Here is a 25,776-nt window from a genome sequence, read left to right on the forward strand (position 1 = left end):
CGCACCAGAGGGCGTTGCTCCTGAGGCTGCCGGCCAGCGGCCGGCACTACCGTGCCCGTTTACCGGAAGGGCTGGCGCTCCTCCAGCAACACAGTTGCTACAAGGACGTACTTGCGGCGGCCCCGCAAACCCACAGTACCCCGCCATCCCACGGAATGCCGCTGTTGCTGTTGCTGTCGCTGTTACTCTGGCTTGTAGCGGATGCAGGGCTGCAAGCCCTGCCAAAACCCCTCGTACCCCGCCTTTGACAGTTCCTTGCGCGCGTCCAGCCACGGAAAAAAGAAAAAGAAGATCAAAAGCGGGTCGCTTGCTGCGCTCGCTCCGTGTCGACCAAGGTCGACACCTACCAATAGTTCCGCGTGCCGACAACCGCCGTTACCAACAGCCGCGGGAAACTGTCGAAGGCGGGGTACTGTGGGTTTGCGGGGTGTGAGCCGCATGGATGCGGCGACCAAGCCTACAAGGACGTACTTGCGGCGGCCCCGCAAACCCACAGTGCCCCGCCCCCCACCGAATGCCGCTGTTGCTGTTGCTGTGGCTGTGGCCTCTGCAGGTGCAGGGCTGCAAGCCCTGCCGAAACCCCTCTTACCCCGCCATCAACGCTTCGATCTCGTCGGCGCTGCGTTCCAGCCCTTCGGTCAACACCCGATGCCCGTCGTCGGTGATCAGCACGTCATCTTCGGTACGAATGCCGATGCCGCGCCAACGGGGTTCCACCGTCGTGTCGTCCACGCCGATGTACAGCCCCGGCTCGATGGTGAAGGCCATGCCCGGCTCCAGCAGGCGCGAATCGCCGGCCAGGCGGTAGTCACCTACGTCGTGCACATCCAGCCCGATCCAGTGCCCGGTCTTGTGCCGGTAGAAGCGCTGGTACAAGCCTTCGGTGAGATTCTTTTCCAGCGTGCCCTTCAACAGGCCCAGCTGCAGCAACCCCTCGGTAAGGGTCTGCACCGCCGCCAGATGGCCCATTTCGTACGCCACGCCCGGTTTGGCCTGGGCAAGCGCCGCCGCCTGCGCCGCACCCACCAGATCATGCAGCGCGCGCTGCTCGGCGCTGAAACGACCATTGACCGGGAACGTACGGGTGATGTCACTGGCGTAGCCGCGGTACTCGGCGCCGGCATCGATCAACACCAGTTCGCCGTCGCGCGAACGCGCGTTGTTGTCGCGGTAATGCAGGATGCAGGCGTTGCGGCCGGCGCCGACGATGCTGCAGTACGCAGGTACCGCGTCGTTGGCACGGAACACCCGCTCCAGTTCGGCCTGCAGTTCGTACTCGTGGATGCCCGCCTTCGCACTCTGCATGGCCGCGCGATGCGCCAGCACACTGATGTCGGCCGCACGCTGCATCAACGCCACCTCGGCACCGGACTTGAACAACCGCTGCTCGTGCAGCAGATGGCCCAGTTCCAGGAACTCATGCGGTGGCTGCGCACCGTGGCGCACCTGCGAACGTACGCGGTTCACCCAGCCGATCAGCTTCAGGTCGAAATCCGCATCGCGGCCGAAGTGGTAGTACACCCGCGAACGCCCTTCCAGCAGGCCCGGCAGGATGTCGTCCAGGTCGGTGATCGGGTAGGCATCGTCCATCGCGAACTGCGCCACGGCGCCGTCCTGGCCGGCGCGACCGCCATCCCAGGCTTCGCGCTCGGGATCGCGCTCGCGGCAGAACAGGATCGCTTCGCCGTGGCGACGGCCGGGAATCAGCACCAGTACCGCTTCCGGCTCCGGGAAGCCGCTCAGGTACTGGAAATCCGAATCCTGCCGGTACGGATAATGAGTATCAAGGCTGCGCACCTTCTCAGATGCCGCCGGCAGCACCAGGATCGCGTCTTCGCCCGCCATGTCCATCAACTGCCGGCGACGACGCTTGTACTCGCCGGCAGCGATGCCGGTGCGCTGCTTGATATCCATCAGTTCAGGCGCTGCCGATGGCGCGCGGCCAGCACCACGTCACCGTGCAGCAGCAGCACCGCCACGCGGATGAACTCCTCGATCTCCGACAGGGCTTCGTCGTCATCATCACCTCCCGCTTCAAAATCCTCGCTCGAGGCACGGGCCAGGCTGGCCAGGTCGTTCAGCGCCTCCTCGCCTTCTTCGGACAGGGCCGGCCGGTGGCCGCCACTGCCCAGGCCGAAGCCGCCCAGGAAGGAACGGGTCCAGCTGAACATGGCGTCCGCCTGCGCGGCCACGTCGCTGCTGTCGGTCAACAGCAGCTCGAAGGCGAAGTCCCGGTCTTCCAGCTGCTTGATGGTGGCCTCCAGCAACTGCGCCAGCGCACTGTCGGCAGCTGCCTGCGGCAGATTGTCGTCGGCCAGTACGCGCGCCGGCCAATCATTGCCGGGAGCACCGCCAGCGGCCAGCCAGCCGCACAGCCCGCCATGCAGCTCGGCAGCAGTGGCGCCCAGGCCCAGTTCCTGGCTGGCGCGGGTAACGTCGTCGACGGAGGGAAGTTCGGTCATCGTGCGGCTCGTTCGGAAGGGAAACTGCGGAGCGCGCACGCGCGCGCCCGTGAGCCCGGTAGTGTAGCAATGTGTCCGCCTGCTCTCCGTAGCCGCCGGGCCCTGCTGCGACAGTGCTTGACCGCCCTGACCCGGCTTGCCTATCGTGCGGGCATGGAACCCGCCGATCCCCTTGCCCAGCTGCAGGCCTTCGCCGCCCGTGTGGAGGCGTTGCTCGACCGCAACCAGCGGCTGGCCGAGGAGAACCGCAGCCTGCGCCACCAGCAGGAACAGCTGGTGGCCGAGCGCTCGACGCTGCTGGCCAAGAACGAGCAGGCGCGTTCGCGGGTGGAAGCGATGATCACCCGGCTCAAATCCCTGGAGCAGCACACATGAGTGCCGAACCGGTCAGCGTCCGTATCCTTGACCGCGAATACACGGTCGGCGTTGGTGGCGATGAACGCGACAGCCTGATGGCGGCCGCCCGCCTGCTGGATGCGCGCATGCGCGAGATCCGCGGCAGCAACCGGATGGCCGCGGTGGACCGCATCGCGGTGCTGGCGGCACTCAACCTGGCACACGAACTGCAGCTGCTGCGCGATGAGAACGCCCGCCAGGCGGTCGCCCTGCAACAGACCCTGGCCGACCTGAACCGGCGCCTGGACCGGGCGATCGACAGCAGCACCTGAGATGGGCGCGGAATGCGCCTTCTCTTTTCTGAATTGGCACGCACTGTTGCCGACGAACGGCCTATCCAGATCACGCGCGGTAGCTATAATGGCCACGCGTTCTCTGCGGTACTCGACGGCATGTGCAAACATTCGCCTTGTCCCTTAAGAACGACACCGGGAGCGCGACAGCGCCGGGAGTGCAGGTCCGCCTTGCAGCGGGAAGCCCGATGGTTCTCCAGCGTTCCCACTTGAGCCCCCGGGTTCAAGGTCGTTTCGCATGCATCGACATTGCGGAGAATGCAATATTCCAGCAAGGGCGGCGTCTTCGGGCGTCGCCCTTGTTCTTTCCGGCACAATGACGGCTGATCCTTGCCGCACGCTGCCATGACCGACCCGCGACAGGCCCTGCGCCACGACCTGCGGCAACGCCGCCGCGACCTTTCCGCCCCCGCCCGTATCGCCGCTGCCGAATCGCTGGCCGATGCGCTGCTGGCGCTGCCGTTCGCCCCGCGCGAAGGCGCCGTGGCCGGCTACTGGGCGCTGGATGGCGAAATCGCCCTGCACCGCTGGCAACTGCAGCTGCCCGATCGCTTGACCTACTGCCTGCCGGTGCTGCACGGCGACGTGCTGCGCTTCGCGCCCTGGCGCCCCGGCCAACCGTTGACCAGCAACCGCTACGGCATTCCCGAACCGGACATCGCCCTCGAAGACACGCTGGAACCGGCGCAGATGGCACTGGTGGTGACGCCGCTGGTGGGCTTCGACGCACGGTGCCGGCGGCTGGGCATGGGAGGTGGCTGGTATGATCGCAGCTTCGCCTTCCGCCATGATCGGCCGGCGCCACCCTGGCTGGTCGGCGCGGCATTCTCGGTGCAGCAGGTCGAGTCCTTGCCGGTGGCGTCCTGGGACGTGCCGGTGGATGCGATCTGCACTGAAGCCGGCACCCTGCTCCCTTCCGCTGCCCCCGTGAACGCATGACCGCCCGCAAGCGCTACTGGCTGATGAAGTCCGAACCGGACGCCTTTTCCATCGACGACCTGGCCAAGGTCAAGGTTGAACCCTGGAACGGCGTGCGCAACTACCAGGCGCGCAATTTCATGCGCGATGGCATGCAGGTCGGTGACGGCATCCTGTTCTACCACTCCAATACCAAGGTGCCCGGCATCGTCGGCCTGGCCACGGTGGCCAGCGCGGCCTACCCGGACGACACCCAGTTCGACCCGAAATCCGACTACCACGATCCCAAGAGCACGCGCGAGAACCCGCGCTGGATGCTGGTGGACGTGGCCTTCGACCGCAAGCTGAAGCAGGTGATCGCGCTGGACGAGATCAAGCTGCATGCCGAGGAACTCGGCGAAGGCTTCCCGCTGGTTGCCAAGGGCAACCGCCTGTCGGTGTTCCCGGTGACCGCTGCGCAGTGGAAGCTGCTGCTGTCGCTGGAAAAGAAATCCTGATTCCCTGCCTGAGAGCTCTCCGCAATGTCTGAAGCCAAGCGCCTGGCCGCCGAAAAGGCCATCGAGTACGTCGAAGACGGCATGATCGTCGGTGTCGGCACCGGTTCCACCGTCGCCTATTTCATCGATGCGCTGGCCCGCATCCAGCATCGCATCAAGGGTGCGGTGTCCAGTTCCGAACAGAGCACCGCGCGCCTGAAGCAGCATGGCATCGAGGTGATCGAGCTGAACCACACCGGCACCCTGTCGCTGTACGTGGATGGCGCCGACGAGTGCGATCCCGGCAAGTGCCTGATCAAGGGCGGCGGCGCTGCGCTGACCCGCGAGAAGATCATCGCCGAGGCCAGCGAGCGCTTCGTCTGCATCGTCGACCCGAGCAAGCAGGTACCGGTGCTGGGCAGGTTCCCGCTGCCGGTGGAAGTGATCCCGATGGCCCGCAGCCTGGTTGCCCGCCAGATCCGCGACATGACCGGCGGCCAGCCGACCTGGCGCGAGGGCGTGGTGACCGACAACGGCAACCAGATCCTGGACATCCACAACCTGCAGATCACCGATCCGGAAAAACTGGAGCGTGAGCTCAACCAGCTGCCGGGCGTGGTCTGCGTCGGCCTGTTCGCACGGCGCCGTGCCGATGTGGTGATCGTCGGCGGCGAGCCGCCGATCGTGCTCTGACCCTTTCGAAGGACCCTGACGATGTCGTTGCTGCGCTCACTGCTGATGCTCCCGCTGCTGGCCCTGACCGGCTGCGCCACCGATGCTGCCCGCCACTGGGTGGAACTTGACGGTGCGCGCTATGACGTTGAACTGGCCACCAACGATGAAACCCGTGCGCGCGGGTTGATGTTCCGCGACCAGATGGCCGAGGACCACGGCATGCTGTTCGTGCATGACCGCGAGGAAATGCAGGCGTACTGGATGAAGAACACCAAGATCGCGCTGGACATCCTGTACTTCGACAGCGAGCGGCGGCTGGTGAGCCAGCAGCGCGACGTGCCGCCGTGCTCGGCCGGTGACATGTGCCCGCCCTACCCCAGCGGTGGCCCGGCACGCTTCGTGCTGGAACTCAATGCCGGCCAGGCGGAGAAGCTCAAACTGAAGGATGGCACCGAGCTGATCTTCGGCCCGGGCATCGAGAAGTAGGGGGCGGCCGGGCTGCGCCCGGCACCCGCCGAATCAACATCAAAAGCAAGAGCTGGGTTATCGAGGCATGGTGGGGCGGTGTGGGCTTGCAGGACACGCCGTAAACCCATCCCTGGGGGCTCGTAGGCGCCATCCATGGCGCCTGCGGTCCTGCAAGCCCACACCGCCCCACCTCTGACAGCTTCCTGCCGCTGTTGGTGGGTGTCGACCTTGGTCGACACGGTAGATCCACGCCATGCGTGGATGGGGACACGTAGGGATGATGAATTCACGCCGCACTGCTTGAAACCGCCTGCGATTGCCGCCAGTCTGTGGACATGCAGGACCGGATCACACTCCCCGACTGGGATGCACTGGCCGACTTCGACGACGAGGCGCTGCCACTGCTGCCGACCGCGCTGCTGATCGCGCGCGATGAATATCCCGATCTGCAGCCGTCGACCTACGATGCGCTGGTGCAGAGCCACGTCGAGCACCTGCGCGCCGAGGTGGACAGCATCGAGCACAGCCCGCTGAAGATGGCGGCCATCAACCGGCATCTGTTCGATGAGCTGGGCTACAGCGGCGACCACCAGGAGTACTACGACCCGCGCAACAGCTACCTCAACCAGGTCTTCGAGCGCCGTCTGGGCAATCCGATCTCGCTGGCCCTGGTGCAGATGGAGGTGGCGCGACGGCTGGGCATTCCGTTGGACGGCGTGTCATTCCCCGGTCATTTCCTGGTGCGCCTGCCGGTTGACGATGGCGTGCTGGTGATGGACCCGTTCAATGGTGGCCGGCCGCTGGACGTGGACGAACTGCGCGAACGCGCCAAATCACACCTGGGCGGGCAGATGCCCGACGACCAGGTGCTGGCGCAGATCCTCGATCCTGCACCGAGCCGCGCGATCCTGATCCGCATGCTGCGCAACCTGCATGGGGTCTATGCCGAGGCCAGCGAGTGGGACCGTGCCGCGCGCAGTGCCGACCGCCTGCTCAAGCTTGCCCCCGAACAGGACGATGCCCTGCGCGATCGCGGCCTGGCCTACCTGCAGCTGGACTACCTGGCCGGCGCGCGCAACGACCTGGGCCTGTACCTCAAGCGCAACCCCGAGGCCAGCGACGCGCAATGGCTGCGCGAGAAGCTGATCGACCTGGGCGGCCCGGTACCGCGGCTGCATTGAGGTTGTCCGGTGTGCGGACCAACGGTCCGCACCCCCCACCAACGATCCGCCCCACCGGTAGCGCCGGGCCATGCCCGGCGGCGATTGCGATCAATCGATCTCGACCATCTCGAAATCGTCCTTGGTCACGCCGCAATCCGGGCAGGTCCAGGTCTCGGGAATGTCTTCCCAGCGCGTGCCCGGGGCGATGCCCTCTTCCGGCAGCCCATCCGCTTCGCGGTACAGGAATCCGCAGACCACGCACATCCAGGTACGCAGGGTGGTGGGGGTGGCTTCGCTCATCGGATAATCAGGGCTGGATTCACGGGCCGCCATTGTCCCATCGCGGTCCACTCACCGGTAGCCATCGATGACTTCTGCTTCCCCGGCGCCCCGCGGCGTCTACCTGATCACCCCGGATGAACCCGATACCGCCCGCCTGCTGGCGCGCACCGCGCCGCTGCTCGCCGCCGGCGCCACCTGGCTGCAGTACCGCAACAAGACCGCCAGCGATGCGCTGCGGCGGGAACAGGCCACGGCGCTGCAGGCCTTGTGCGCCGCCCACGGCGTGCCGCTGATCGTCAACGACGACCCGGCGCTTGCCCAGGCCATCGGCGCGGCGGGCGTGCACCTGGGCGGCACCGACGGTGACATCGGCGCCGCACGCAGCCTGCTCGGCCCGGACGCCATCATCGGCGCCTCCTGCTACGACCAGCTGGCCAACGCCGAGCGCGCCGTGGCAGCCGGCGCCAGCTACGTGGCCTTCGGCGCGTTCTTCCCCACCACCACCAAGGTCACCAGCAGCCGCGCCCACCCCGACCTGCTGCGGCAAAGCGCCGCACTGGGCGTGCCGCGGGTGGCGATTGGTGGCCTGAGCCCGGACAATGTCGGTCCCATCATCGATGCCGGCGCCGACCTGCTGGCCGTGGTCAGCGGCATCTACGCCGCGCAGGACCCGGTCGCGACCCAGCGCGCCTACCTCGCCCGATTCGATACGCAGCAGTAACCCCCAGGAAACCCCATGAACCACGACCAGTCCCACGCCCTGTTCTCCCGCGCCCAGGAATTGCTGCCTGGCGGCGTCAACTCACCGGTGCGCGCGTTCAAGTCGGTCGGCGGCGAACCCTTCTTCGTCGAGCGCGCTGACGGCCCCTACCTGTACGACGTCGACGGCAACCGCTACATCGACTACGTGGGATCGTGGGGCCCGATGATCGTCGGCCACAACCACACCGCCGTACGCCAGGCGGTGAAGAAGGCGATCGACAACGGCCTGTCCTTCGGTGCGCCGTGCGCAGCGGAAGTGACCATGGCCGAGACCATCACCCGGCTGGTGCCGTCGTGCGAGATGGTGCGCATGGTCAACTCCGGTACCGAAGCCACCCTGTCGGCGATCCGCCTGGCGCGCGGTGCCACCGGCCGCAGTTGCATCGTCAAGTTCGAAGGCTGCTACCACGGCCACGGCGACTCGTTCCTGGTCAAGGCCGGCAGCGGCATGCTGACCCTGGGCGTGCCGACCTCGCCCGGCGTGCCGGCCGGCCTGAGCGAACTGACCCTGACCCTGCCCTACAACGACTTCGAGGCGGCCACCGCCCTGTTCGACGCACGCGGCAGCGAGATCGCCGGCCTGATCATCGAGCCGGTGGTGGGCAACGCCAACTGCATTCCGCCCCGCGAAGGCTACCTGCAGCACCTGCGCGCGCTGTGCACGCAGCATGGCGCGCTGCTGATCTTCGACGAAGTGATGACCGGTTTCCGCGTTGCCCTTGGCGGTGCGCAGGCGCACTACGGTATCAGCCCGGACCTGACCACCTTCGGCAAGATCATCGGCGGCGGCATGCCGGTGGGCGCCTACGGCGGCCGCCGCGAGCTGATGCAGCAGATCGCGCCCGCTGGCCCGATCTACCAGGCCGGCACGCTCAGCGGCAACCCGGTGGCGATGGCCGCCGGCCTGGCCATGCTGGAGCTGATCCAGCAGCCGGGTTTCCACGACGACCTGAGCGCGCGCGCCGCCCGCCTGTGTGCGGGACTGGAAGCCGCCGCCGCCGATGCAGGCGTAGCGGTGACCACCACCCAGGTGGGCGCGATGTTCGGGCTGTTCTTCACCGCTGAGAAGGTGGAGACCTACGCCCAGGCCACGGCCTGCGACATTCCCGCGTTCAACCGTTTCTTCCACGCGATGCTGGACCAGGGCGTGTTCCTGGCACCGTCGGCGTACGAGGCCGGTTTCCTGTCCAGCGCCCACGATGATGCCGTGATCGAGGCCACGCTGGCAGCGGCACGCGTGGCGTTCAAGGCGGCCAAGGGCTGAATCCAGGCCTGGTAGGTGCCGACCTTGGTCGGCACTGCCTGCCCTCATCCACGCATGGCGTGGATCTACTGGATCGATGTGCTTCATCCACGCATGGCGTGGATCTACTGAGCTGCGTCTCTGGAGTAGAGCCACGCCATGCGTGGCTGCTGCGCACTCAACCGAAGACGAACTTGCCCTTCATCATCGCGAAGTGGCCGGGGAACGAGCAGAAGAAAGTGTAATCGCCGCCCTTCTGCATGCCCTTCGTGGAAAAACGCACGCGGGCGGTCTCGCCACCACCGATCACTTTGGTGTGGGCCAGCACGCGCTTGTCGGCCTTCGGCAGGTAGCTGTCGGCCAAGGTCATGCGCATGCCCGCCATCGCCACCGGCTGGTAGTCGGCGGTGCGGGTCAGCACCCAGTTGTGGCCCATCGCGGTGGCGGCCAGCCTGCCGGTGTGCCGCAGGGTCAGGTCGATTTCGCTGCAATCGGCAGCCACCTTGATCTCCCGGCTGCTGAAGCTCATCTGGTCGTTGCTGTCGATGCTCACCGCACATACGCGCGCCATCGCCGATGGCGCCAGCATCAGCGCACCCAGCCCCACCGCTACCATCCAAGCCTTCATCGTCGCGTCTCCTGCAGGTTCGGTGGTCATTCTAGGCAGACACCTGGCCACCCGGCTGCGACCGTGTGTCGCAGTGGTGGTCCAGGGTTTGCGTGCGGATACGGCAATGGCATGCTCGACCGATGCGGATCGATCTTCTCCTGCTCGATGTTGATGGCGTGCTGCTGCACTACCAGCGCGCACAGCGCGTGCTGCATCTGGCGCAGGCGCTGGGCGTGCCGACCGCGCACGTGCAGGCCGCGCTGTACGACAGCGGGCTCGAAGCGGCACACGACAGCGGTGCGCTGGATGGCGAGCGCTATCTGGCCCAGCTTGGCGAACGGCTCGGCACAACGGTAACGCTGCACACCTGGATCGCCGCACGGCACGCGGCCAGCCACCCGCAGCACGCCGTGCTGCAACGGCTGAACGCCCTGCGGGTGCCGATGGCGGTGCTGACCAACAATGGTGCCTTGATGACGCAGGCGCTGCCGACGCTGCTGCCGGAGCTGTTTCCCAAGCTGCAGGGCCGGGTGTTCTGCAGCGCGGACTTCGGCCTGCGCAAGCCTGCACCGGAGGTATTCCTGCGCACGCTCGCAGCCCTCGAGGTGGCACCGGCGCACACGCTGTTCGTCGATGACCTGTTCGTCAACGTGCGCGGTGCACGCGCAGCGGGCCTGCACGCGGAAACCGTGCAGGACGGACGCGGACTGGGGAAGGTGCTGAAGCGCTACGGGGTGCGGTAGCGCCGGGCCATGCACGACGAGCGCAGCGGAAAAGCAACGCCGGGCATGGCCCGGCGCTACCTTGGTCAATGATCAGCGCGCGGCGACGAACGCGGCAATCGCCGCGCGCAGGCGCTTGAGGCCTTCGGCCACTTCTTCGTCAGTGATGTTCAGCGACGGCACGAAGCGCAGCACGTCCGGGCCAGCCTGCAGGGTCAACAGGCCCTGCTCCGCAGCGTGGTCGAGGATGGCACCGGCCTGGCCAGCGAACTCCTTGCTCAGCACCGCACCCAGCATCAGGCCGCGACCGCGCACCTCGCTGAACACCGTGAACTCATCGTTGATGCGGGCAAAGCCATCGCGCAGCGCCTTCGACTGGCGGCTGACATTGGCTGCGATCTCGGCCGAGGCCAGCTTGCGCAGCGCCACGCGGGCGACGGCCGCGGCCAGCGGATTGCCGCCGAAGGTGGTGCCGTGGGCACCGAACTGCATGGTCTCGGCCACCTTCGGGCCGGCCAGCATCGCGCCGATCGGGAAACCACCGCCCAGTGCCTTGGCCAGGGTCACCATGTCCGGCACCACGTCATCCTGCCAATGCGCGAACAAGGTACCGGTACGGCCCATGCCGGCCTGGATCTCGTCCAGCACCAGCAGTGCGTTGTGCTGGTCGCACAGTTCGCGCACGCGCTTGAGGAAACCGGACTTGGCCGGCATCACCCCGCCCTCGCCCTGGATCGGCTCCAGCATCACCGCCGCCACGTCGCCAGCGGCCATCGCCGTTTCCAGCTGCACTTCATCGTTGAAGTCGATGTAGCGGAAGCCCCCCGGCAGCGGCTCGTAGCCTTCCTGGTACTTCGGCTGGGCGGTAGCGGTCACCGCGCCCATGGTGCGGCCGTGGAAGCTGCCGCGGAAGGTGATGATCACGCGCTTGTCGGCCGGGCGGCCCTGGCTGGAGGCCCACTTGCGGACCATCTTGATCGCCACTTCGTTGGCTTCGGCGCCGGAGTTGCACAGGAACACGCGCTCGGCGAAGCGGCTGGCCTTCACCAGTTCCTCGGCCAGGTGCAGCGGCGGCGCGCTGTAGAACACGTTGCTGGTGTGCCACAGCTTGCCGGCCTGTTCGACCAGCGCGGCGACCAGGTCCGGGTCGTTGTGGCCCAGGCCGCACACGGCGATGCCCGCGGCCAGATCGATGAACTCACGGCCTTGGCTGTCCCACACGCGGGCGCCCTGGCCTCGCTCCAGCACCACCTGGCGGGGCTTGTACACCGGCAGGTAGTAGTGCGACAGGGAGATCAGCGGATCGGTAGCGGCGGTCATGGCGGTCAGCAGGGTTCAGGAATGCCCATTCTCGCGCTGGAACCCGTGCGGCACAATGCACGCATGCGACCGTTTTCCGCCCCCCAGCTGAACCCCGCCACCGAGACCGGCTGGCGCCGCCGGTGGTTCGACATCATCTACCGCCACGACAGCCGGCCCTCGCGCAATTTCGACCTGCTGCTGGTCTACGCGATCATCGCCAGCGTGCTGGTGGTGATGTTCGACAGCGTGCAGCGCTTCCACATCGCCCATGCCGACTGGCTGTACGTGCTGGAATGGGGCTTCACCATCCTGTTCACCGCCGAATACGTGCTGCGGCTGGTGGTGGTCAAGCGCCCGCTGCGCTACGCGGTGAGCATCTGGGGCATCATCGACCTGGCCTCGATCCTGCCGACCTACCTGTCGCTGTTCATTCCCGGTGCGCAGAGCCTGCTGGTGGTGCGCGCACTGCGCATCCTGCGCGTGTTCCGCATCCTCAAGCTGACCCGCTACATCGAAGAAAGCGGCGTGCTGATGCAGTCGCTGTGGCGCAGCCGGCGCAAGATCCTGCTGTTCCTGTTCACGGTGGTCACCATCACCATCATCGCCGGCACGCTGATGTACGTGATCGAGGGACCGAACCATGGCTTCACCAGCATTCCCAGCAGCATGTACTGGGCAGTGGTGACGATGGCCACGGTCGGCTTCGGCGACATCGTGCCGCAGACCGTGCTCGGCCGCTTCGTCACCTCGGTGCTGATCCTGATCGGTTACAGCATCATCGCCGTGCCCACCGGCATCTACACCGCCGAACTGGCCAGCACCATGCGCGATGCCGAGCTGGCCGCGCGCCGCGATGCACGTGGCTGCCCGCACTGCGGGCTGGAGGGCCACGAGCCGGATGCGCGGCACTGCCGCAAGTGTGGCAGACCGCTGCCGGATACGTTCAGCCACTGACGATGAGCCCAGCCGACGGCCGGCCCCACCGAAGCCAGCGGAGTAGATCCACGCCATGCGTGGATGAAGCCCCACCAAAGGCACACAGCAGATCCGCGCGATGGACGAATGCGGCATCCCGCATCCATCCATCGCAGTCGACCCATTGGCTCAATTCATGCGATTGCTGGTGGTCACCAGATCGTTGTAGGCGGCCATCACTGCCGCCTCCGAGCCCGCAGGCGCCGATCCGACACGGCCACTGGATGTCCGTTCTTCCTCGCGCTCACGTTCGGTGAATGCCTTGCCTGATGCAAGGCGCTCGACGCGGCGCCCGGCATCCCGGATCAGCACGTCCGTCGACCGCTGTACATGTGCCCACAGCGGGTTGTCCCTACCCACCCCTGCATCCTGCATTTCCTTGACCAGCGCTTGGTAGTCGGCCAGCTGCGTGCGCGCCACCTGCAGGTCCGGCGCCTCTCCCTGCAGCGACAGTGCCAGGCGCTTGCCGTCACCGATGATGCGCAGGTGGTAGTACGCCAGTGAACGACCTTCGTCCGCTTCGATCTGCTTGAGCTGCGCGGCACGGCGTTCCTCCTCGTTCTTCTCCAGCGCCGCGTCCAGGGCCTCGCTGGCCTTGAAGAAGTCAGCGTAGGCCTGCATCAGCGGCGCATGCTGGGCGCGCATCCCTTCGCCGTTGTCGCGCCGATAGTCCTCACGGGTGAAATAGCCATCAGCGCGTTCGATCAGCGCATACAACGACTGGAAGGCCGCCTGGTACTGCCGCACCGGCTCATCCAGCGGCGTGGCCGGCGTCCGGGCCAACGCATCGGTCAGCGGTTGGCCGCAGTACTCGACACGATGCGACAGCACCTTGCCCGGCGAGCGCGGCTGCGCTTCCTTGCCCGTCGGCCCCGCTTCGGGATCCTTGATCCAGCCGGTATAGGTCTGGAAGCCCTCGTGGATGGGCTGTTCGACGCCGTTGTAGCACTCGATGTAGGCGTTGATCTTCTGCAGGCCCGGATCGGCCACCGGCAGTCCTGCCGATCCGTTGCAACCAGCGAGGGCGGCGGCAGCGCCGAGCATAAGCAGAGAAAGTACACGCGCGGAAGAATTCAAACCGGTTCCTTGCAGATATGAGACGGCGCACATTCGCGCGCGCGGTGGAACAGCCCGCATATGCGGACGCCGATGCCATCGAGACGACGGGGCACCCCATCCTTCACGTCGCAATCAGCCTGCTCGAATGCGACAGAAGTGGGTGCAGCGCCCCGGATTACTGGCGGTTGCTCTGGAACACCAGTGCGTTGTAGATGTGCAGCAGTCGCCCGGCCGAGCCGCTCGGCGCCATCGAGGGCGAATCAAGCATGCGTCGTTCGAAGTCGGTGTAGGGCGTGTTCGCGCTGACGCGCTGCAGGCGCTCCTTGCCTTCGCGGCGGAAGTTCTCGGCCTCGCGTTCGAAGCTGTTCCAGTCCAGCTTGCCCGGCTCCTGATCGGCCACTTTGGCATGCGCTTCGTCGGAAATGCGGTTGAAGGCGTCCAGCCGCTCCCGTGCCCGGGCCACGTCGAAGTCGTCCTCGCCCATCATCTCCATGATCGCTTTCGCTTCCAGCATCATCGCCAGTCGGTAGTACTCGCGGGTGCGTCCTTCGGCCTGCTCCAGCGCCTTGAGCTGTTCGCGCTGGGCAGCGTCGTTCTGGCGCTCCAGTTCGGTGTTGAATGTTTCACTGGCAACCACGAAATCCTTGAAGGCGGTCATCAACGGCGCGTGCAGCTGCTTGCCCTTGGCAAACTTGTCGTCTTCGAAGTCCTGACGCTCGTAGTAGTCGTGGGCTTCCTTGCTGATCGGCACCAGCGCCTTCAGCGCCTGCTGGTAGTGGCCGGCAGCGGCATCGAGATCGGCAAGCGCCGGCTTGGCAGCGATCGCCTCCGTCACGGGGGCGTCGCATTGCTTCATGTCGTAATCGCCGATCTCGAATGGTCCGTACACGTTCGTCTCGCGCCCGCTCGGGCCGGCGTCCACGTCCTTGATCCAGCGCGTGTAGGTCTGGATGCTGCTGTGCGTCTTCGAATCAAGCGCGTTGAAGCAGCCGATGTAGGCGTTGAGCTTTGCGGTCAACTGCTGTTGGGCGTCAGCCGATGCCGTGCTGGCCTCCGGCTTGCCGGCGGAACCCGGGTCGCCGTCGGTTGCGGGCGCCTTGCCACCACAGGCAGCCAGAAGAAGCGACAGCGAAGCGGCCAGTGCCGCGATGGAAAGAGTACGTGACATGGGCTCACATCCCTGTTGAAAACGATTACAGCCGCGCATTCTAGCGCAGCGGGCCGAAGGCGGCAGCCATCGGCCTTTCCCTACCGGCTGGCTCAATCCAGGAACAGATCCGGCAGCAACGGACGCGACGCATCCACCGCATACCCGGAAAGATCGGTCACGCCAGCTTCGGCCAGCACCTCGTCATCGATCAGGAAACGGCCGTGGAAACCGGCCGCCTCGCGCACCAGCACCGCATGTGCAGCATCCGCCATGACCTGCGGCGTGCGACAGCCGCCGACGTCCACGCCCGGAATCATGTTGATCGCATCGGTCGCAATGACCGTGCGCGGCCACAGCGCATTGACCGCCACGCCCTGCGGACCGAACTCGGCGGCCAGGCCGAGGGTGACAAAGCTCATGCCCATCTTCGCCAGCGTGTAGCCGGTATGCGCGCCCCACCACTTGGGCTCGAGGCTCGGCGGCGGCGCGAGGGTCAGGATATGCGGGTTCGGCGCCTGCAGCAGGTACGGCAGGCAGGCCTGCGCACACAGGAAACTGCCGCGCGAATTGACCTGCTGCATCAGGTCGAAGCGCTTCATCGGCGTGTCCATGGTGCCGCGCAACCAGATGGCGCTGGCGTTGTTGACCAGGATGTCGATGCCACCGAAGGTGTCCACGGCGGCAGCAACGGCCGCCTGCACCTGGTCTTCTTCGCGGATGTCGCACTTCAGCGCAAGGCCCTGGCCACCGGCTGCAATGACGGCCTCGGCAGCACTGTGGATGGTACCCGGCAGCTTCGGATTGGGCACCGACGACTTGGCGGCAATGGCGACGTTGGCGCCGTCACGCGCGGCGCGCAACGCGATCGCCAGGCCGATGCCACGCGAGGCACCGGTGATGAAAAGGGTTTTGCCCTGCAGACTGCCCACGTTCCACACTCCAGCGTATGCAATGAGCCGCTAGTATGCCGCGCCGACGCGGAGTTCACCGCACGTTGACGATACTGGCGCCCCGGTCACTGCACGAGGTCCATGCCATGCGCTGTTCCCGCCTGTTGTTGCCTGCCCTGGGCCTGGCCCTGCTCACCGCCTGCCAGGGCCGCTCGCCCGAACCCGGCAGCGCGCCGGCCAAGGATGACGCCGCCAGCGTCGACAAGGCCACCGGTGATGGCAAGCTGCGCTGGAGCGAGGCCGTTGTCTGGGATGGTGACCTCAACGCCTGCCGTCAGGGCGACAGCGCGGCCACCCGCGATTGCCTGCGCGATGCGATGCGGTCCGGTGGGGCCAGTGCCGATGCGGTCACTGCGGCCGAGCAGCTGTCCACCGGTGGCGAACTGGCCTACGTGACCGCCTGGCATGAACACGACGGCCTGGGCGTGGCCACCGTCGAGTATCCGTTCCGCGCCAATACCAATGAAGGCACGCGCCTGGTCGATGCCGCAGGCAAGCGTATCGACGTGGATGCGGTGCAGCTGGACGACACGCTGCGCGCCGATCCCGGCGTGCAGGAGGTGCTCAAGGCGCATCCGCAGGCCACGCCGTTCGCGCCGGCGCAGGCCGCGGGTACCGCGGCGCTGGATGGGGGCGGCATCCGCCTGCTGTACCGCACGCCGCTGCGCGACTGCCATGCGTGCCCGGACGTGGGCCAGCTGCAGATCGGCTATGACTTCGATGGCAAGCGCAACTTCATCGGCCAGCAGGTGGTGCCGGTGACGCCGTAGGGGTTTGCCGCGCCATGCGGCAACGCGCATCCACGCATGGCGTGGATCTACTGATATCCGCGCACCTGCTTGCTCAGCAGGTGCGGCGCGATCCATCGATGCACCGGTGCCACCGGCAGCATGTACAGGCGGCCGAACGCGTTGTGGGTGTGCACCACCGTCGCCACTTCCAACATATCGCCGTGCCATTGCAGCGCCAGCTGCACGCGCAGATGGCGGTCGTTGTCTTCCAGCACGATGGCATCCTCGTCCAGCGCCTGCAGGGTGAAGATGCCGAGGCGTTGCCCGCGCTGCGGATCGGCGGTCTGCTGCACTCCGCGCAGCGAGCCGAGATCCTTCATGCCCAGCAGCCGCATGCCCCTGTTGCGCAGCGCCATCAGTCCATCGAACCAGCCGGGCACCGTCGCGGCCATATCGCGGTAGGCCTGCAGCGCCGAACGGCCGTTGCGCGGCGCCGCCTCTTGGCAGGCATGGACGAAATCGGCACCCGGCAGTTGCGAACGCAGCACGCTGCCTTCGCTCAGCTGGGCGCTCACGGCTTGGGGCCCTGCCCTTCGTTGTCTTCCCAATGCAGGATGCGGCGGGTGACGAAGCGGTAGACCGGCTTGCCGGTGGCGAACCAGAGATCGCGTACCCACGAGGTGCGCTTGAGCACGCGCTTCTCCACCGGCGTCAGCGACTCCCGGCAGTACATGCGCTTGTGCTTGAGCAGGTGGCGCAGGTCCTCGCGCGCCAACAGTCGCATCCAGCGCGAGCGCGGGTCGCCTATCACTGCCAGCTGGAAGTCGATCAGGGCCGGTCGACCGTCCTCGGTCACCAGCCAGTTGGCTTCCTTGGCCAGGTCGTTGTGGGCCACACCGCGCCGATGCAGCTGCTGCAGCAGGCGGCGTGCGGCGCGGAACCAGGCCACATCACCGCGCGGCGGGCGCTGGTACATCGCATCGCCGGCCATGAAGCTGCGGTCGAGGTGGCGGCCATCCCAGTCCAGCAGTTGCGGCACGTCGGCCATGCCATGGATGTGGCGCAATGCACGCGCTTCGCGTCGCGCCAACCACCACGCTGGCAACCGCAGCCACAGCGGCGTGGCCCCCAGATCGCGGCGCACGAAGGGGCCTTCAGGCCCCTGCACGAGGAGGATCCGGCCGAAACTGTCGGCCTTCAGTGCATGCGTTGGCGCGTCATTGGATACAGGCATGGCGACATTCTAGGCGATGGCGCCGGTTGCAATCGGTCACCAAGCGGCTGGGAACCAGTCACCTTCACGCCCCTATAATCGGACAATGGACTCTTCATGGATCGACGCCACCCTCGCGTGGATTGCCGCTCATCCCGTGTTGGCGGGTGCGGTCATCTTTCTGATCGCCTTCTGCGATGCGGTCATCATTCTTGGCGCCATCGTGCCGGCGCTGCCGTTGCTGTTCGCCGTTGGCGTGTTCATCGGCCTGGGCCAGATCTCCGGGCCGTATGCGGTTGCCGCCGCGGCGCTGGGTGCGTTCGCCGGTGATGGCATCAGCTACTGGATAGGCCGGCGCTGGGGCGACCGCCTGCGTGGCGTCTGGCCGTTCAGCCGCTACCCGCAGCTGCTTGACCGGGGCGAGAATCTGTTCCGCCGCAATGCGTTCAAGAGCATCCTGATCGCCCGCTATGTCGGTGCCATCCGGCCGTTCGTGCCCGCCATTGCCGGCATGATGAAAATGCCCGCCAGCCGTTACGTGCAGGCCAGTGGCATCGCCAGTATTTCCTGGGCTGTGCTGTTCCTGGCACCGGGCTGGATTCTTGGCGAAGCCTATGATGCCGTCGCTGCCGTTGCCGGCCGGCTGGTGGTGGTGGTGGGCTTGTTGGCAGTGATCCTCAGCCTGGTCTGGGCCATCGTGCTGTACGGCTATCGCTGGTCGGCCGCGCGCATGGACAGCTGGCTGGCGCGGCTGCTCGACTGGTCCAACCGGCACCCGACGCTGGGCCGCTACACGGTGGGCGTGCTCGACCCGAAGCGCCGCGAATCGGTGCCGCTGGCGATGCTGGCGCTGATGCTGCTGTTGCTGGGCTGGGGCTGGTTCGCGCTGCTGACGGTGGTGGTCGCCCATGGCGAGCCGTTGGCGGTGGACCTGCTGGTGCACCAGGCGATGCTGGCCCTGCGCAATCCGCTGGCCGACTACCCGATGGCCGCGTTGGCCTCGCTTGGCGCATGGCAGGTGCTGCTGCCGGCAACCGCTGCCGCGCTGGGCTATCTGATCTGGCGCCGGCGCTGGATGGCGGCCGCCCATTGGCTGGCCGCATTGGCCTTCGGCCTGGCCCTGACCAAACTGCTCGGTACCACCGTCGATGTGGTGCGCCCGATCGATGCCAGCAGCGGCTTCGGCTTCCCGTCGGTGTCGGTGACCATGGCCACCATCACCTTCGGCTTCTTCGCGGTGCTGATCGCCCGCGAAATGCCCGGCCGCACCCGCGTCTGGCCCTACCTGGTGTCGGGCATCGTGGTCAGCCTGATCGGCTTTGCGCGCCTGTACCTGGGCGCGCACTGGCTGAGCGATGTCATCGGCGGCATGCTGTTCGGCACCTTCTGGCTGCTGGTGCTGGGCATCGCCTACCGCCGCCGCTTCAACCGCTCGTTCTGGGTAAAGCCGGTGGCATGGCTGTTCTACGGCGTCTTCGTGGTGGCGGCGATGTGGTACGCGCCGCGCAACATCGCCATCAAGCTGGAACGCTTCGAGCCGACCCTGCCGGCGCCGCTGGCGATGGACGCGCAGGCCTGGTGGCAGCACGACTGGGCGAAGCTGCCGGCGCGTCGCAACGAATTCGACGATGACCAGCGCTGGCCACTGGACGTGCAGGTGGCCGGTCCGTTGCCGCCGCTGCAGGCGCAGCTGGAAGCGCGCGGCTGGCAGGTACAGGCCCAGGCCGGCTGGCAGGAAGCGCTGCTGATGCTGGACAAGAACACCGGCGCCAATGAACTGCCGGTACTGCCGGCGACACTGGATACGCGCGTTGAAGCGCTGCTGATGGTGCGCCAGGGCGCGCAGGCCGACGAGCGTTACGTACTGCGCTTGTGGCAGGCGCCGGCGCAGCTGCAGCCGGGCGACACCCCGTTGTGGCTGGGCAGCGCACAGACCCTGCGCTACGAGCGCCACTTCCAGTGGATCGGCATGTGGCACCCGGTGCGAGGCATCGACCCGGCGTTGAATGCGGTCAAGGAAGCGGTGCAGTCGTTGCCGCAGCGCGAGGATGTGCAGCCGGAGACCGGGCTGCCGGTACTGCGGTTGAAGACCGCCACGCCGTAACGAAGCCGCCGGGCATGGCCCGGCGCGACTGCTCCGCTCTGGTAGTCGCCAACCTTGGTTGGCGCTTTCGGGAAAGGCTGCCAACCACGGTTGGCATCTACCGACGACGCCGGGTCATGCCCGGCGAGCACGACGGCCGGTTTTTACGGCATCCAGCCCAGCAGCTGCTGCAGGCGCTGGTGCGGGTCGTCCAGCTGCAGCAGTTGCAGGCGCTGCTGTTCGCTCAGCGGCAGCAGCTCGGCCAGCCGCCAGCTGACCCAGCTGGCCTGGTCCATCAAGGCCGGCGAGGCCGGTGCGAACGCCGTGCCCGCCTGCTCGATGATGTGGTCCAGTACCGTCGCCAGCAGCGCATGCTGCGGACGCAGTTCGTCATCGGGATCCTCATCGCACCAGCGCACATCGGCAACCACCAGCCCGTTGTCGCGCACGCGCGTGCGCTCGACGTGGAAACGACGGGTGCCGCGCAATCGCAGCTGCAGCACGCCATCGGCACCGACATCGAAATCCTCGATCTTCACCTGCACGCCGAAGGCGGCCGGCGTTGCCGGCGCTCCCACTTCGTTTCCTTCCAGGATCAGGCAGACACCGAAACCTTCGCCGCTGCGGCCGGTTTCGCGCACCAGATCCAGGTAGCGTGGCTCGAAGACCCGCAGGCCGATGGCCGCGCCCGGCAGCAGCGTCGTATGCAGCGGGAACAGCGGCAGCGAACCCTCACTGCTCATCGTGCCTGCAGCCCTGCAAGGAAGCGGCGCGGCGCGCCGTCGAAGCCGCCGTTGGACATGAACACCACATGGTCGCCGCTGCGCACGTCGGCCTGCAGCTGCGCCAACAGCGCATCGGTGTCGGCCACAGCATGCGCCTGTCCGCGCACCGCCGCGATCACCGCTGCCGCATCCCAGGCCAGCTCCGGGCGGTGCAGGAACACCACCTCATCGGCGAGTGCCAAGGACGGTGCCAGTGCTTGTGCGTGAGCGCCCAACCGCATCGAATTGCTGCGCGGCTCCATCGCCACCACGATGCGGGCATCACCGACCCTGGCACGCAGCCCTTCGAGGGTCGTCGCAATCGCGGTCGGGTGATGGGCGAAGTCGTCGTAGACGGTAATGCCATCGTGGTTGCCGATCACTTCCATGCGCCGCTTGACGCTGCGGAAGCGCGCCAACGCCGGGATCACCTCGGCCGGCGCGACACCCACGGCGTGCGCAGCGGCCAGCGCAGCCAGGCCATTGAGCACATTGTGCCGGCCCAGCAGCGACCAGTGCACATCACCCAGCGCCTGCCCGCGATGATGGACGCGGAACGCGCTGCCATCGGCGGCCAACAGCTCGGCATGCCATTCCAGCGCGGGGTCGAAGCCGAAGCGTTCGACCGGGGTCCAGCAGCCCATCGCCAGCACTTCGGCCAGGTGCGCGTCTTCGCCATTGACGATCAGGCGGCCGCGCGCCGGCACGGTACGCACCAGGTGGTGGAACTGGCGCTGGATCGCCGCCACGTCGGGGAAGATGTCGGCGTGGTCGTACTCAAGGTTGTTGAGGATCGCCACCAGCGGCCGGTAGTGCACGAACTTGCTGCGCTTGTCGAAGAACGCGGTGTCGTACTCGTCGGCTTCGACAACGAACTCGCGGCCCTGGCCCAAGCGGGCGGACACGCCGAAGTCCTCGGCCACGCCGCCGATCAGGAAGCCGGGGGAGCGACCGGCATTCTCCAGCAGCCAGGTCAGGATGGTGGTGGTGGTGGTTTTTCCATGGGTACCGGCCACGGCCAGGGTGTCACGGCCCGGCAGGACCTGCTCGGACAGCCACTGGGCGCCGGAAATGTAACGCTGGCCGGCGTCCAGGACCGCTTCGACGGCGGGATTGCCGCGCGACAGCGCGTTGCCGATCACCACCTGCCCTGTGCCCTCCGGCACGCTGTCGGCGCGGTAGCCCTGGTCCAGGGTGATGCCCAGCTGCTCGAGCTGGGTCGACATCGGCGGATAGATGGCCTGGTCGCTGCCACTGACCGTATGGCCCAGTTCCCGCGCCAGGGCGGCCACGCCACCCATGAAGGTGCCGGCGATTGCAAGGATATGTACGCTGCTCATGACCGGGGATTGTGACCGATCACGGCTGTATAGGGCCATTGTCAGCACCGGGGTAAGAGAACCCCTACAGCTGCTGTGAGAAAACTCCAGCCACATGTCAGGGAATTCCTGATAGCGATGTTCTGTGAACCCGGACACAATTCAGGATGCCAGCCGCAGTACCCGAACCGGTCCTACTCCCCAAGAGGCCATCCCCAAGGGAGCTCATGCTGTGGGGGCCCTGAGCAAGCCCTTTGCTGGCACCTATGAAACGAAACAGGCCTGATCCTCGCGGATCAGGCCTGTTTTTTTGCGCCTGCGGTGGCCGGCATAAACCGGCCACGAGGGTCAGCGCTTGATCGCCGCCAGGATGCGGGCTTCGATCTCGTCCAGTTCGCCGACGCCATCGACGCGGGCCAGGGTGCCCCGGCCGGCGTAGAAGTCCACCACCGGAGCAGTCTGCTCGGTGTAGACCTGCAGGCGCTTGCGCACCGATTCCGGATTGTCGTCGGCGCGGCCCTGCTCCTGCGCACGGCCGGCGATGCGCTCGACCAGCAGTTCGGTGGCCACGTCCAGCTGCACCACGGCATCCAGCGGCTGGCCGATCTCGGCCAGCATGCCGTCCAGCGCGTTGGCCTGGGCCACATTGCGCGGATAGCCGTCAAGAATGAAGCCCTTGGCGACATCGGCCTGGGCCAGGCGCGACTTCAGCATGCCCAGCAGGATCTCATCGGACACCAGGTTGCCGGCATCCATCACCGACTTGGCCTGCTTGCCCAGCTCCGAGCCGGCGGCAATTTCAGCGCGCAGCATGTCGCCGGTGGAAATGTGGGCGATCTCGAGCTTTTCCTTCAGGCGCGTCGCCTGTGTCCCCTTGCCCGAACCGGGCGGTCCCAACAGAACCAATCGCATTGACCTGACTCCAACGTGTTGAAAATAAAGAAGGTTCGCGCCCCGGACGGTCCGGTATCGCTGCACCGCAATAGCGCCACTTTAGCGCATCCGGGTAATGTCCCTGCAATGTCCCCTCCCCCGAACAGGTAGAAGCATGCGCAATGGCACCCTCCTTTACGCCCAGTCCGGCGGCGTCACCGCCGTCATCAACGCCACTGCCGCGGCGGTGATCGAACAGGCCCGCGCCAAGGGAATCAAGGTCCTGGCTGCGCGCAACGGCATCCTAGGCGCCCTGCGCGAGGAGCTGATCGACACCAGCAAGGAGAGTGCTGCGGCCATCCGCGCCCTGGCCCACACCCCCGGCGGCGCGTTCGGCTCGTGCCGGGTCAAGCTGAAATCGCTGGAGGCCGACCGTGCCCGTTACGACCGCCTGCTGGAGGTCCTGCGCGCCCATGACGTGCGCTGGTTCCTCTACAACGGCGGCAACGACTCGGCCGACACCGCACTGAAGGTGTCGCAGCTGGCAAAAAGCTCCGGCTACGACCTGACCTGCATCGGCGTGCCCAAGACCATCGACAACGATCTGGCGGTGACCGACACCTGCCCCGGCTTCGGCTCGGCGGCCAAGTACACGGCCGTGTCCGTGCGCGAAGCGGCGTTGGACGTGGCCGCGATGGCCGAGACCTCCACCCGCGTCTTCATCTACGAGGCGATGGGCCGCCACGCCGGCTGGCTGGCCGCGGCCGCCGGCCTGGCCGGCACCGGCGAGGACGACGCCCCGCACATCATCCTGCTGCCCGAGCGCGCCTATGACGAGGCCGCGTTCCTGGCCAAGGTCAAGGCCGTGGTCGCGCGCGTGGGCTACTGCGTGGTGGTGGCGTCGGAAGGCATCGCCACCGCCGATGGCCGCTTCGTCGCCGACGCCGGCGGCGGCAAGGACTCCTTCGGCCATTCGCAGCTGGGCGGCGTGGCCGCGCATCTGGCCGGGCGGGTCAAGGACCAGTTGGGGCTGAAGGTGCACTGGGCCCTGCCCGACTACCTGCAGCGCTCAGCCCGCCACCTGGCCAGCAAAACCGACTGGGAACAGGCCCAGGCGGTCGGCAAGGCCGCGGTGCAGCTGGCGCTGAAGGGCCAGAACGGGGTGATGCCGGTGATCGTGCGCAGCAGCGATGCACCGTATCGCTGGAAGATCGAAGCCGCACCGCTGTCGAAGATTGCCAACCACGAGAAGAAGATGCCGGCCAGCTTCATCCGTCGCGATGGATTCGGCATCACGGCCAAGGCGCGCGCCTACCTGCAGCCGTTGATCAAGGGCGAAGCACCGTTGCCCTACGGTAGCGATGGCCTGCCCAAGTACGTGACGCTGAAGAACGTGGCGGTGAAGCAGAAGCTGCCTGCGTTCGAAGGCTGACCCCCTCCGTCCCCTTTTTGCGAGGAATGCCATGGCGTTGCGCGTTGTTCGACTTGGCTCTCCGCGTGCGCCCGGTGAAGGCCTGCGCATCGGCACCGTGCGGCGCCCGCCGCGTGGTGTGCCGCGCAGCGAATTTGCCCGGCAGGACTGGTACGACGTGTGGTTCCCGACGCTGTCCCCCAGCGCGGAGCTGGTGAAACAGGCGCATGAGGCGAAGAGCGCCGCCGACTGGACGGCGTTCTTCCGTCACTACAAGGCCGAAATGAAGGCGCCCGATGCAGCGCATGCGCTGGACCTGCTCGCAGCGCTGTCGCAGCACAGCGATATCGCGGTGGGCTGCTATTGCGAGGACGAGGCGCATTGCCACCGGTCGGCACTGCGCGAGCTGCTGGTGGCGCGTGGAGCGAGGCTTGCGGATTGATCGCGGGGTTGCCGGCCAGCGGCCGGCACTACCCGGATCTCCCTCCCAGTAGATCCACGCCATGCGTGGATGCTCGGCCTCAATTGCAGGCCTTGCCCAGGCCTCCCTCCCAGTAGATCCACGCCATGCGTGGATGCTCGGCCTCAATTGCAGGCCTTGCCCAGGTCTCCCTCCCAGTAGATCCACGCCATGCGTGGATGCTCGACCTCAATTGCAGGCCTTGCCCAGGCCTCCCTCCCAGTAGATCCACGCCATGCGTGGATGCTCGGCCTCAATTGCAGGCTTTGCCTTCCATCTGCAGCTGCGCGGCGAACATCGTCACCTGCGGGATCTTGCCGGCGGCGGCCTGCTTCTTGGCTTCTTCCAGATAGATGCGCGACTGCCCCTGCCCATCCAGCGCCTGGGCGTTGTTCACCGGCAGACGCCACACGCGCACCACCGCCTGCTGCGCCGGACAGGTGGCATTCGGAACACGGATCACATCATTGAGTTTCCAGCCCTTGTCCGCACTCGGTTGCGCCTTGCTGTAGTCGACAAAGCGGGCACGCGGCTGGCACTGCTCGCTGGTGCGCACCGCCGAGAAACGATAGGGCTCCGCCGCCTGGCCGGTAAACGCGCCTTCCAGGCGGGCACAGGCTTCGGGAATCTGCCGCAGCGTGTGCACCGCGCCGACCGCTTGTGGTGCACCCACCGCGCGCTGCAGTTCCGGTGCTTCCGCCGCGAAGGCAGGCAGGGCCGGGGCCAGAACGGCAAGCATCAACAGGGACAGGCGCATGGGGATTCTCCGACGGGACTGCGAGCAGGCTTGCAGAGGTTGGCTTAACGGGGTGCAAAGGTGGCGATGGGGACGATGGATATCGCGTCGTTGCAGCAACCGCTGCGCTCGCCGGGCGCGGCCCGGCGCTACCATCCGGGCGCGGGTGCACGCATACTGCGGACACCAGGGAATGCTGAACACCGCCATACGTCGGACGACCACCAAGGTCGGTACGGGTTGGTTCCAGGCTGCAGCCCGTCGTCCCCCTCGTGGTGCC

Annotated in this window: 29 protein-coding genes and 1 other RNA gene; 16 read left to right on the top strand and 14 right to left on the bottom strand. The window is 66.8% G+C overall.

Annotated elements, in window-relative coordinates; translation table 11 throughout:
• Positions 1 to 585 precede the first annotated feature (585 nt).
• Both BW38_RS07970 and BW38_RS07965 read right to left on the bottom strand, forming a co-directional pair.
• On the bottom strand, positions 586 to 1,908 hold the full coding sequence (locus tag BW38_RS07970; protein WP_152543311.1) for an aminopeptidase P N-terminal domain-containing protein: 1,323 nt from the start codon (positions 1,906 to 1,908) through the stop codon (positions 586 to 588).
• Between the two features lie 5 nt (positions 1,909 to 1,913).
• Positions 1,914 to 2,462 carry a UPF0149 family protein gene (locus BW38_RS07965; protein WP_025874201.1) on the bottom strand — a complete coding sequence of 183 codons (549 nt, stop codon included), beginning with the start codon at positions 2,460 to 2,462 and terminating at the stop codon, positions 1,914 to 1,916.
• A 153-nt stretch (positions 2,463 to 2,615) separates the two neighbouring features.
• Here BW38_RS07965 and BW38_RS07960 point away from each other — a divergent pair, with 153 nt between their 5' ends.
• The 8 genes from BW38_RS07960 to BW38_RS07930 all read left to right on the top strand — a co-directional run bounded on the left by BW38_RS07960 (position 2,616) and on the right by BW38_RS07930 (position 6,869).
• The gene (locus BW38_RS07960; protein WP_025874200.1) at positions 2,616 to 2,837 is read left to right on the top strand and encodes a TIGR02449 family protein; all 222 of its coding nucleotides are present in this window, start codon (positions 2,616 to 2,618) and stop codon (positions 2,835 to 2,837) included.
• Positions 2,834 to 3,130 (top strand): cell division protein ZapA, encoded by a 297-nt coding sequence (locus tag BW38_RS07955; protein ID WP_025874199.1) that lies wholly within the window; start codon positions 2,834 to 2,836, stop codon positions 3,128 to 3,130. The genes BW38_RS07960 and BW38_RS07955 overlap by 4 nt, the downstream gene beginning before the upstream one ends.
• Positions 3,131 to 3,227: 97 nt before the next feature.
• Positions 3,228 to 3,413: non-coding RNA, 6S RNA (gene ssrS, locus BW38_RS21525), on the top strand.
• An 83-nt stretch (positions 3,414 to 3,496) separates the two neighbouring features.
• Positions 3,497 to 4,090, top strand: coding sequence for a 5-formyltetrahydrofolate cyclo-ligase (locus BW38_RS07950; RefSeq protein ID WP_032976727.1), 594 nt, complete (start codon positions 3,497 to 3,499; stop codon positions 4,088 to 4,090).
• A complete protein-coding gene (locus tag BW38_RS07945) occupies positions 4,087 to 4,566 on the top strand; it encodes an EVE domain-containing protein (protein WP_025874197.1) in 480 nt (159 codons plus the stop codon). Before BW38_RS07950 ends, BW38_RS07945 begins: the two co-directional genes overlap by 4 nt.
• 24 nt (positions 4,567 to 4,590) lie before the next feature.
• Positions 4,591 to 5,238, top strand: a complete 648-nt coding sequence (gene rpiA / locus BW38_RS07940; protein ID WP_032976728.1) for a ribose-5-phosphate isomerase RpiA — start codon at positions 4,591 to 4,593, stop codon at positions 5,236 to 5,238.
• Between the two features lie 21 nt (positions 5,239 to 5,259).
• Positions 5,260 to 5,706, top strand: a complete 447-nt coding sequence (locus BW38_RS07935) for a DUF192 domain-containing protein (RefSeq protein ID WP_025874195.1) — start codon at positions 5,260 to 5,262, stop codon at positions 5,704 to 5,706.
• A gap of 317 nt (positions 5,707 to 6,023) precedes the next feature.
• Positions 6,024 to 6,869, top strand: coding sequence for a SirB1 family protein (locus BW38_RS07930; protein ID WP_025874194.1), 846 nt, complete (start codon positions 6,024 to 6,026; stop codon positions 6,867 to 6,869).
• 90 nt (positions 6,870 to 6,959) lie between these two features.
• Here the strand turns inward: BW38_RS07930 and BW38_RS07925 are convergent, their stop codons facing one another.
• Positions 6,960 to 7,184 carry a rubredoxin gene (locus tag BW38_RS07925; RefSeq protein ID WP_025874193.1) on the bottom strand — a complete coding sequence of 75 codons (225 nt, stop codon included), beginning with the start codon at positions 7,182 to 7,184 and terminating at the stop codon, positions 6,960 to 6,962.
• A 34-nt stretch (positions 7,185 to 7,218) separates the two neighbouring features.
• Here BW38_RS07925 and thiE point away from each other — a divergent pair, with 34 nt between their 5' ends.
• Positions 7,219 to 7,854 (top strand): thiamine phosphate synthase, encoded by a 636-nt coding sequence (gene thiE, locus BW38_RS07920; protein ID WP_032976730.1) that lies wholly within the window; start codon positions 7,219 to 7,221, stop codon positions 7,852 to 7,854.
• Positions 7,855 to 7,869: 15 nt separating this feature from the next.
• Positions 7,870 to 9,159: a glutamate-1-semialdehyde 2,1-aminomutase gene (gene hemL, locus BW38_RS07915; RefSeq protein ID WP_032976731.1), complete on the top strand. Its 1,290-nt coding sequence runs from the start codon at positions 7,870 to 7,872 to the stop codon at positions 9,157 to 9,159.
• A gap of 157 nt (positions 9,160 to 9,316) precedes the next feature.
• On the opposite strand, the gene azu is transcribed toward hemL, so the two are convergent.
• On the bottom strand, positions 9,317 to 9,766 hold the full coding sequence (gene azu, locus BW38_RS07910; RefSeq protein WP_032976732.1) for an azurin: 450 nt from the start codon (positions 9,764 to 9,766) through the stop codon (positions 9,317 to 9,319).
• Between the two features lie 122 nt (positions 9,767 to 9,888).
• Between azu and BW38_RS07905 the strand changes: the two genes are divergently transcribed.
• On the top strand, positions 9,889 to 10,491 hold the full coding sequence (locus tag BW38_RS07905) for an HAD-IA family hydrolase (protein ID WP_032976733.1): 603 nt from the start codon (positions 9,889 to 9,891) through the stop codon (positions 10,489 to 10,491).
• A gap of 72 nt (positions 10,492 to 10,563) precedes the next feature.
• On the opposite strand, the gene BW38_RS07900 is transcribed toward BW38_RS07905, so the two are convergent.
• On the bottom strand, positions 10,564 to 11,790 hold the full coding sequence (locus BW38_RS07900) for an acetylornithine transaminase (RefSeq protein ID WP_032976734.1): 1,227 nt from the start codon (positions 11,788 to 11,790) through the stop codon (positions 10,564 to 10,566).
• A gap of 63 nt (positions 11,791 to 11,853) precedes the next feature.
• Here BW38_RS07900 and BW38_RS07895 point away from each other — a divergent pair, with 63 nt between their 5' ends.
• Positions 11,854 to 12,726, top strand: a complete 873-nt coding sequence (locus BW38_RS07895) for an ion transporter (protein WP_032976765.1) — start codon at positions 11,854 to 11,856, stop codon at positions 12,724 to 12,726.
• A gap of 150 nt (positions 12,727 to 12,876) precedes the next feature.
• Here BW38_RS07895 and BW38_RS07890 read toward each other — a convergent pair whose 3' ends face one another.
• From BW38_RS07890 to BW38_RS07880, 3 genes are all read right to left on the bottom strand, one after another.
• Positions 12,877 to 13,824, bottom strand: coding sequence for a YiiG family protein (locus tag BW38_RS07890; protein ID WP_032976735.1), 948 nt, complete (start codon positions 13,822 to 13,824; stop codon positions 12,877 to 12,879).
• Between the two features lie 157 nt (positions 13,825 to 13,981).
• Positions 13,982 to 14,974: a YiiG family protein gene (locus BW38_RS07885; protein ID WP_032976736.1), complete on the bottom strand. Its 993-nt coding sequence runs from the start codon at positions 14,972 to 14,974 to the stop codon at positions 13,982 to 13,984.
• Between the two features lie 92 nt (positions 14,975 to 15,066).
• Positions 15,067 to 15,885: an NAD(P)-dependent oxidoreductase gene (locus BW38_RS07880; RefSeq protein WP_032976737.1), complete on the bottom strand. Its 819-nt coding sequence runs from the start codon at positions 15,883 to 15,885 to the stop codon at positions 15,067 to 15,069.
• Between the two features lie 107 nt (positions 15,886 to 15,992).
• Between BW38_RS07880 and BW38_RS07875 the strand changes: the two genes are divergently transcribed.
• A complete protein-coding gene (locus BW38_RS07875; protein ID WP_025874183.1) occupies positions 15,993 to 16,676 on the top strand; it encodes a hypothetical protein in 684 nt (227 codons plus the stop codon).
• A 47-nt stretch (positions 16,677 to 16,723) separates the two neighbouring features.
• On the opposite strand, the gene BW38_RS07870 is transcribed toward BW38_RS07875, so the two are convergent.
• Both BW38_RS07870 and BW38_RS07865 read right to left on the bottom strand, forming a co-directional pair.
• Complete coding sequence (locus BW38_RS07870; RefSeq protein ID WP_032976738.1) at positions 16,724 to 17,212, bottom strand: DUF2867 domain-containing protein; 489 nt, start codon at positions 17,210 to 17,212, stop codon at positions 16,724 to 16,726.
• The gene (locus tag BW38_RS07865; protein ID WP_025874181.1) at positions 17,209 to 17,871 is read right to left on the bottom strand and encodes a serine/threonine-protein kinase; all 663 of its coding nucleotides are present in this window, start codon (positions 17,869 to 17,871) and stop codon (positions 17,209 to 17,211) included. Before BW38_RS07865 ends, BW38_RS07870 begins: the two co-directional genes overlap by 4 nt.
• 85 nt (positions 17,872 to 17,956) lie before the next feature.
• Between BW38_RS07865 and BW38_RS07860 the strand changes: the two genes are divergently transcribed.
• Complete coding sequence (locus tag BW38_RS07860; protein WP_032976740.1) at positions 17,957 to 19,954, top strand: bifunctional DedA family/phosphatase PAP2 family protein; 1,998 nt, start codon at positions 17,957 to 17,959, stop codon at positions 19,952 to 19,954.
• Between the two features lie 143 nt (positions 19,955 to 20,097).
• Here the strand turns inward: BW38_RS07860 and BW38_RS07855 are convergent, their stop codons facing one another.
• The 3 genes from BW38_RS07855 to BW38_RS07845 form a co-directional block, all read right to left on the bottom strand.
• The gene (locus BW38_RS07855) at positions 20,098 to 20,676 is read right to left on the bottom strand and encodes an LON peptidase substrate-binding domain-containing protein (protein WP_032976742.1); all 579 of its coding nucleotides are present in this window, start codon (positions 20,674 to 20,676) and stop codon (positions 20,098 to 20,100) included.
• Complete coding sequence (gene mpl, locus BW38_RS07850; RefSeq protein ID WP_032976743.1) at positions 20,673 to 22,037, bottom strand: UDP-N-acetylmuramate:L-alanyl-gamma-D-glutamyl-meso-diaminopimelate ligase; 1,365 nt, start codon at positions 22,035 to 22,037, stop codon at positions 20,673 to 20,675. Before mpl ends, BW38_RS07855 begins: the two co-directional genes overlap by 4 nt.
• A 327-nt stretch (positions 22,038 to 22,364) precedes the next feature.
• On the bottom strand, positions 22,365 to 22,928 hold the full coding sequence (locus BW38_RS07845) for an adenylate kinase (protein WP_025874177.1): 564 nt from the start codon (positions 22,926 to 22,928) through the stop codon (positions 22,365 to 22,367).
• A 136-nt stretch (positions 22,929 to 23,064) separates the two neighbouring features.
• Here BW38_RS07845 and BW38_RS07840 point away from each other — a divergent pair, with 136 nt between their 5' ends.
• Both BW38_RS07840 and BW38_RS07835 read left to right on the top strand, forming a co-directional pair.
• A complete protein-coding gene (locus tag BW38_RS07840) occupies positions 23,065 to 24,321 on the top strand; it encodes a 6-phosphofructokinase (protein ID WP_025874176.1) in 1,257 nt (418 codons plus the stop codon).
• A gap of 31 nt (positions 24,322 to 24,352) precedes the next feature.
• Complete coding sequence (locus BW38_RS07835; protein ID WP_032976744.1) at positions 24,353 to 24,742, top strand: DUF488 family protein; 390 nt, start codon at positions 24,353 to 24,355, stop codon at positions 24,740 to 24,742.
• Between the two features lie 271 nt (positions 24,743 to 25,013).
• Here BW38_RS07835 and BW38_RS07830 read toward each other — a convergent pair whose 3' ends face one another.
• A complete protein-coding gene (locus BW38_RS07830; RefSeq protein WP_032976745.1) occupies positions 25,014 to 25,517 on the bottom strand; it encodes a hypothetical protein in 504 nt (167 codons plus the stop codon).
• Positions 25,518 to 25,776 lie beyond the last annotated feature (259 nt).

This window comes from Stenotrophomonas sp. RIT309 (genome assembly GCF_000632045.1).
Classification (GTDB): domain Bacteria; phylum Pseudomonadota; class Gammaproteobacteria; order Xanthomonadales; family Xanthomonadaceae; genus Stenotrophomonas; species Stenotrophomonas indicatrix.

What these genes read in the sequence shown, in the direction of transcription:
- BW38_RS07860 (WP_032976740.1), top strand. Translation starts at nt 17,957, where the DNA reads ATGGACTCTTCATGGATCGACGCCACCCTCGCGTGGATTGCCGCTCAT.
- BW38_RS07965 (WP_025874201.1), bottom strand. Translation starts at nt 2,462, where the DNA reads ATGACCGAACTTCCCTCCGTCGACGACGTTACCCGCGCCAGCCAGGAA.
- BW38_RS07885 (WP_032976736.1), bottom strand. Translation starts at nt 14,974, where the DNA reads ATGTCACGTACTCTTTCCATCGCGGCACTGGCCGCTTCGCTGTCGCTT.
- BW38_RS07950 (WP_032976727.1), top strand. Translation starts at nt 3,497, where the DNA reads ATGACCGACCCGCGACAGGCCCTGCGCCACGACCTGCGGCAACGCCGC.
- BW38_RS07945 (WP_025874197.1), top strand. Translation starts at nt 4,087, where the DNA reads ATGACCGCCCGCAAGCGCTACTGGCTGATGAAGTCCGAACCGGACGCC.
- BW38_RS07865 (WP_025874181.1), bottom strand. Translation starts at nt 17,871, where the DNA reads ATGCCTGTATCCAATGACGCGCCAACGCATGCACTGAAGGCCGACAGT.
- BW38_RS07930 (WP_025874194.1), top strand. Translation starts at nt 6,024, where the DNA reads ATGCAGGACCGGATCACACTCCCCGACTGGGATGCACTGGCCGACTTC.
- BW38_RS07875 (WP_025874183.1), top strand. Translation starts at nt 15,993, where the DNA reads ATGCGCTGTTCCCGCCTGTTGTTGCCTGCCCTGGGCCTGGCCCTGCTC.
- BW38_RS07955 (WP_025874199.1), top strand. Translation starts at nt 2,834, where the DNA reads ATGAGTGCCGAACCGGTCAGCGTCCGTATCCTTGACCGCGAATACACG.
- BW38_RS07925 (WP_025874193.1), bottom strand. Translation starts at nt 7,184, where the DNA reads ATGGCGGCCCGTGAATCCAGCCCTGATTATCCGATGAGCGAAGCCACC.
- BW38_RS07960 (WP_025874200.1), top strand. Translation starts at nt 2,616, where the DNA reads ATGGAACCCGCCGATCCCCTTGCCCAGCTGCAGGCCTTCGCCGCCCGT.
- BW38_RS07905 (WP_032976733.1), top strand. Translation starts at nt 9,889, where the DNA reads ATGCGGATCGATCTTCTCCTGCTCGATGTTGATGGCGTGCTGCTGCAC.
- BW38_RS07840 (WP_025874176.1), top strand. Translation starts at nt 23,065, where the DNA reads ATGCGCAATGGCACCCTCCTTTACGCCCAGTCCGGCGGCGTCACCGCC.
- mpl (WP_032976743.1), bottom strand. Translation starts at nt 22,037, where the DNA reads ATGAGCAGCGTACATATCCTTGCAATCGCCGGCACCTTCATGGGTGGC.
- BW38_RS07900 (WP_032976734.1), bottom strand. Translation starts at nt 11,790, where the DNA reads ATGACCGCCGCTACCGATCCGCTGATCTCCCTGTCGCACTACTACCTG.
- thiE (WP_032976730.1), top strand. Translation starts at nt 7,219, where the DNA reads ATGACTTCTGCTTCCCCGGCGCCCCGCGGCGTCTACCTGATCACCCCG.
- BW38_RS07845 (WP_025874177.1), bottom strand. Translation starts at nt 22,928, where the DNA reads ATGCGATTGGTTCTGTTGGGACCGCCCGGTTCGGGCAAGGGGACACAG.
- rpiA (WP_032976728.1), top strand. Translation starts at nt 4,591, where the DNA reads ATGTCTGAAGCCAAGCGCCTGGCCGCCGAAAAGGCCATCGAGTACGTC.
- BW38_RS07830 (WP_032976745.1), bottom strand. Translation starts at nt 25,517, where the DNA reads ATGCGCCTGTCCCTGTTGATGCTTGCCGTTCTGGCCCCGGCCCTGCCT.
- hemL (WP_032976731.1), top strand. Translation starts at nt 7,870, where the DNA reads ATGAACCACGACCAGTCCCACGCCCTGTTCTCCCGCGCCCAGGAATTG.
- BW38_RS07935 (WP_025874195.1), top strand. Translation starts at nt 5,260, where the DNA reads ATGTCGTTGCTGCGCTCACTGCTGATGCTCCCGCTGCTGGCCCTGACC.
- azu (WP_032976732.1), bottom strand. Translation starts at nt 9,766, where the DNA reads ATGAAGGCTTGGATGGTAGCGGTGGGGCTGGGTGCGCTGATGCTGGCG.
- BW38_RS07895 (WP_032976765.1), top strand. Translation starts at nt 11,854, where the DNA reads ATGCGACCGTTTTCCGCCCCCCAGCTGAACCCCGCCACCGAGACCGGC.
- BW38_RS07835 (WP_032976744.1), top strand. Translation starts at nt 24,353, where the DNA reads ATGGCGTTGCGCGTTGTTCGACTTGGCTCTCCGCGTGCGCCCGGTGAA.
- BW38_RS07855 (WP_032976742.1), bottom strand. Translation starts at nt 20,676, where the DNA reads ATGAGCAGTGAGGGTTCGCTGCCGCTGTTCCCGCTGCATACGACGCTG.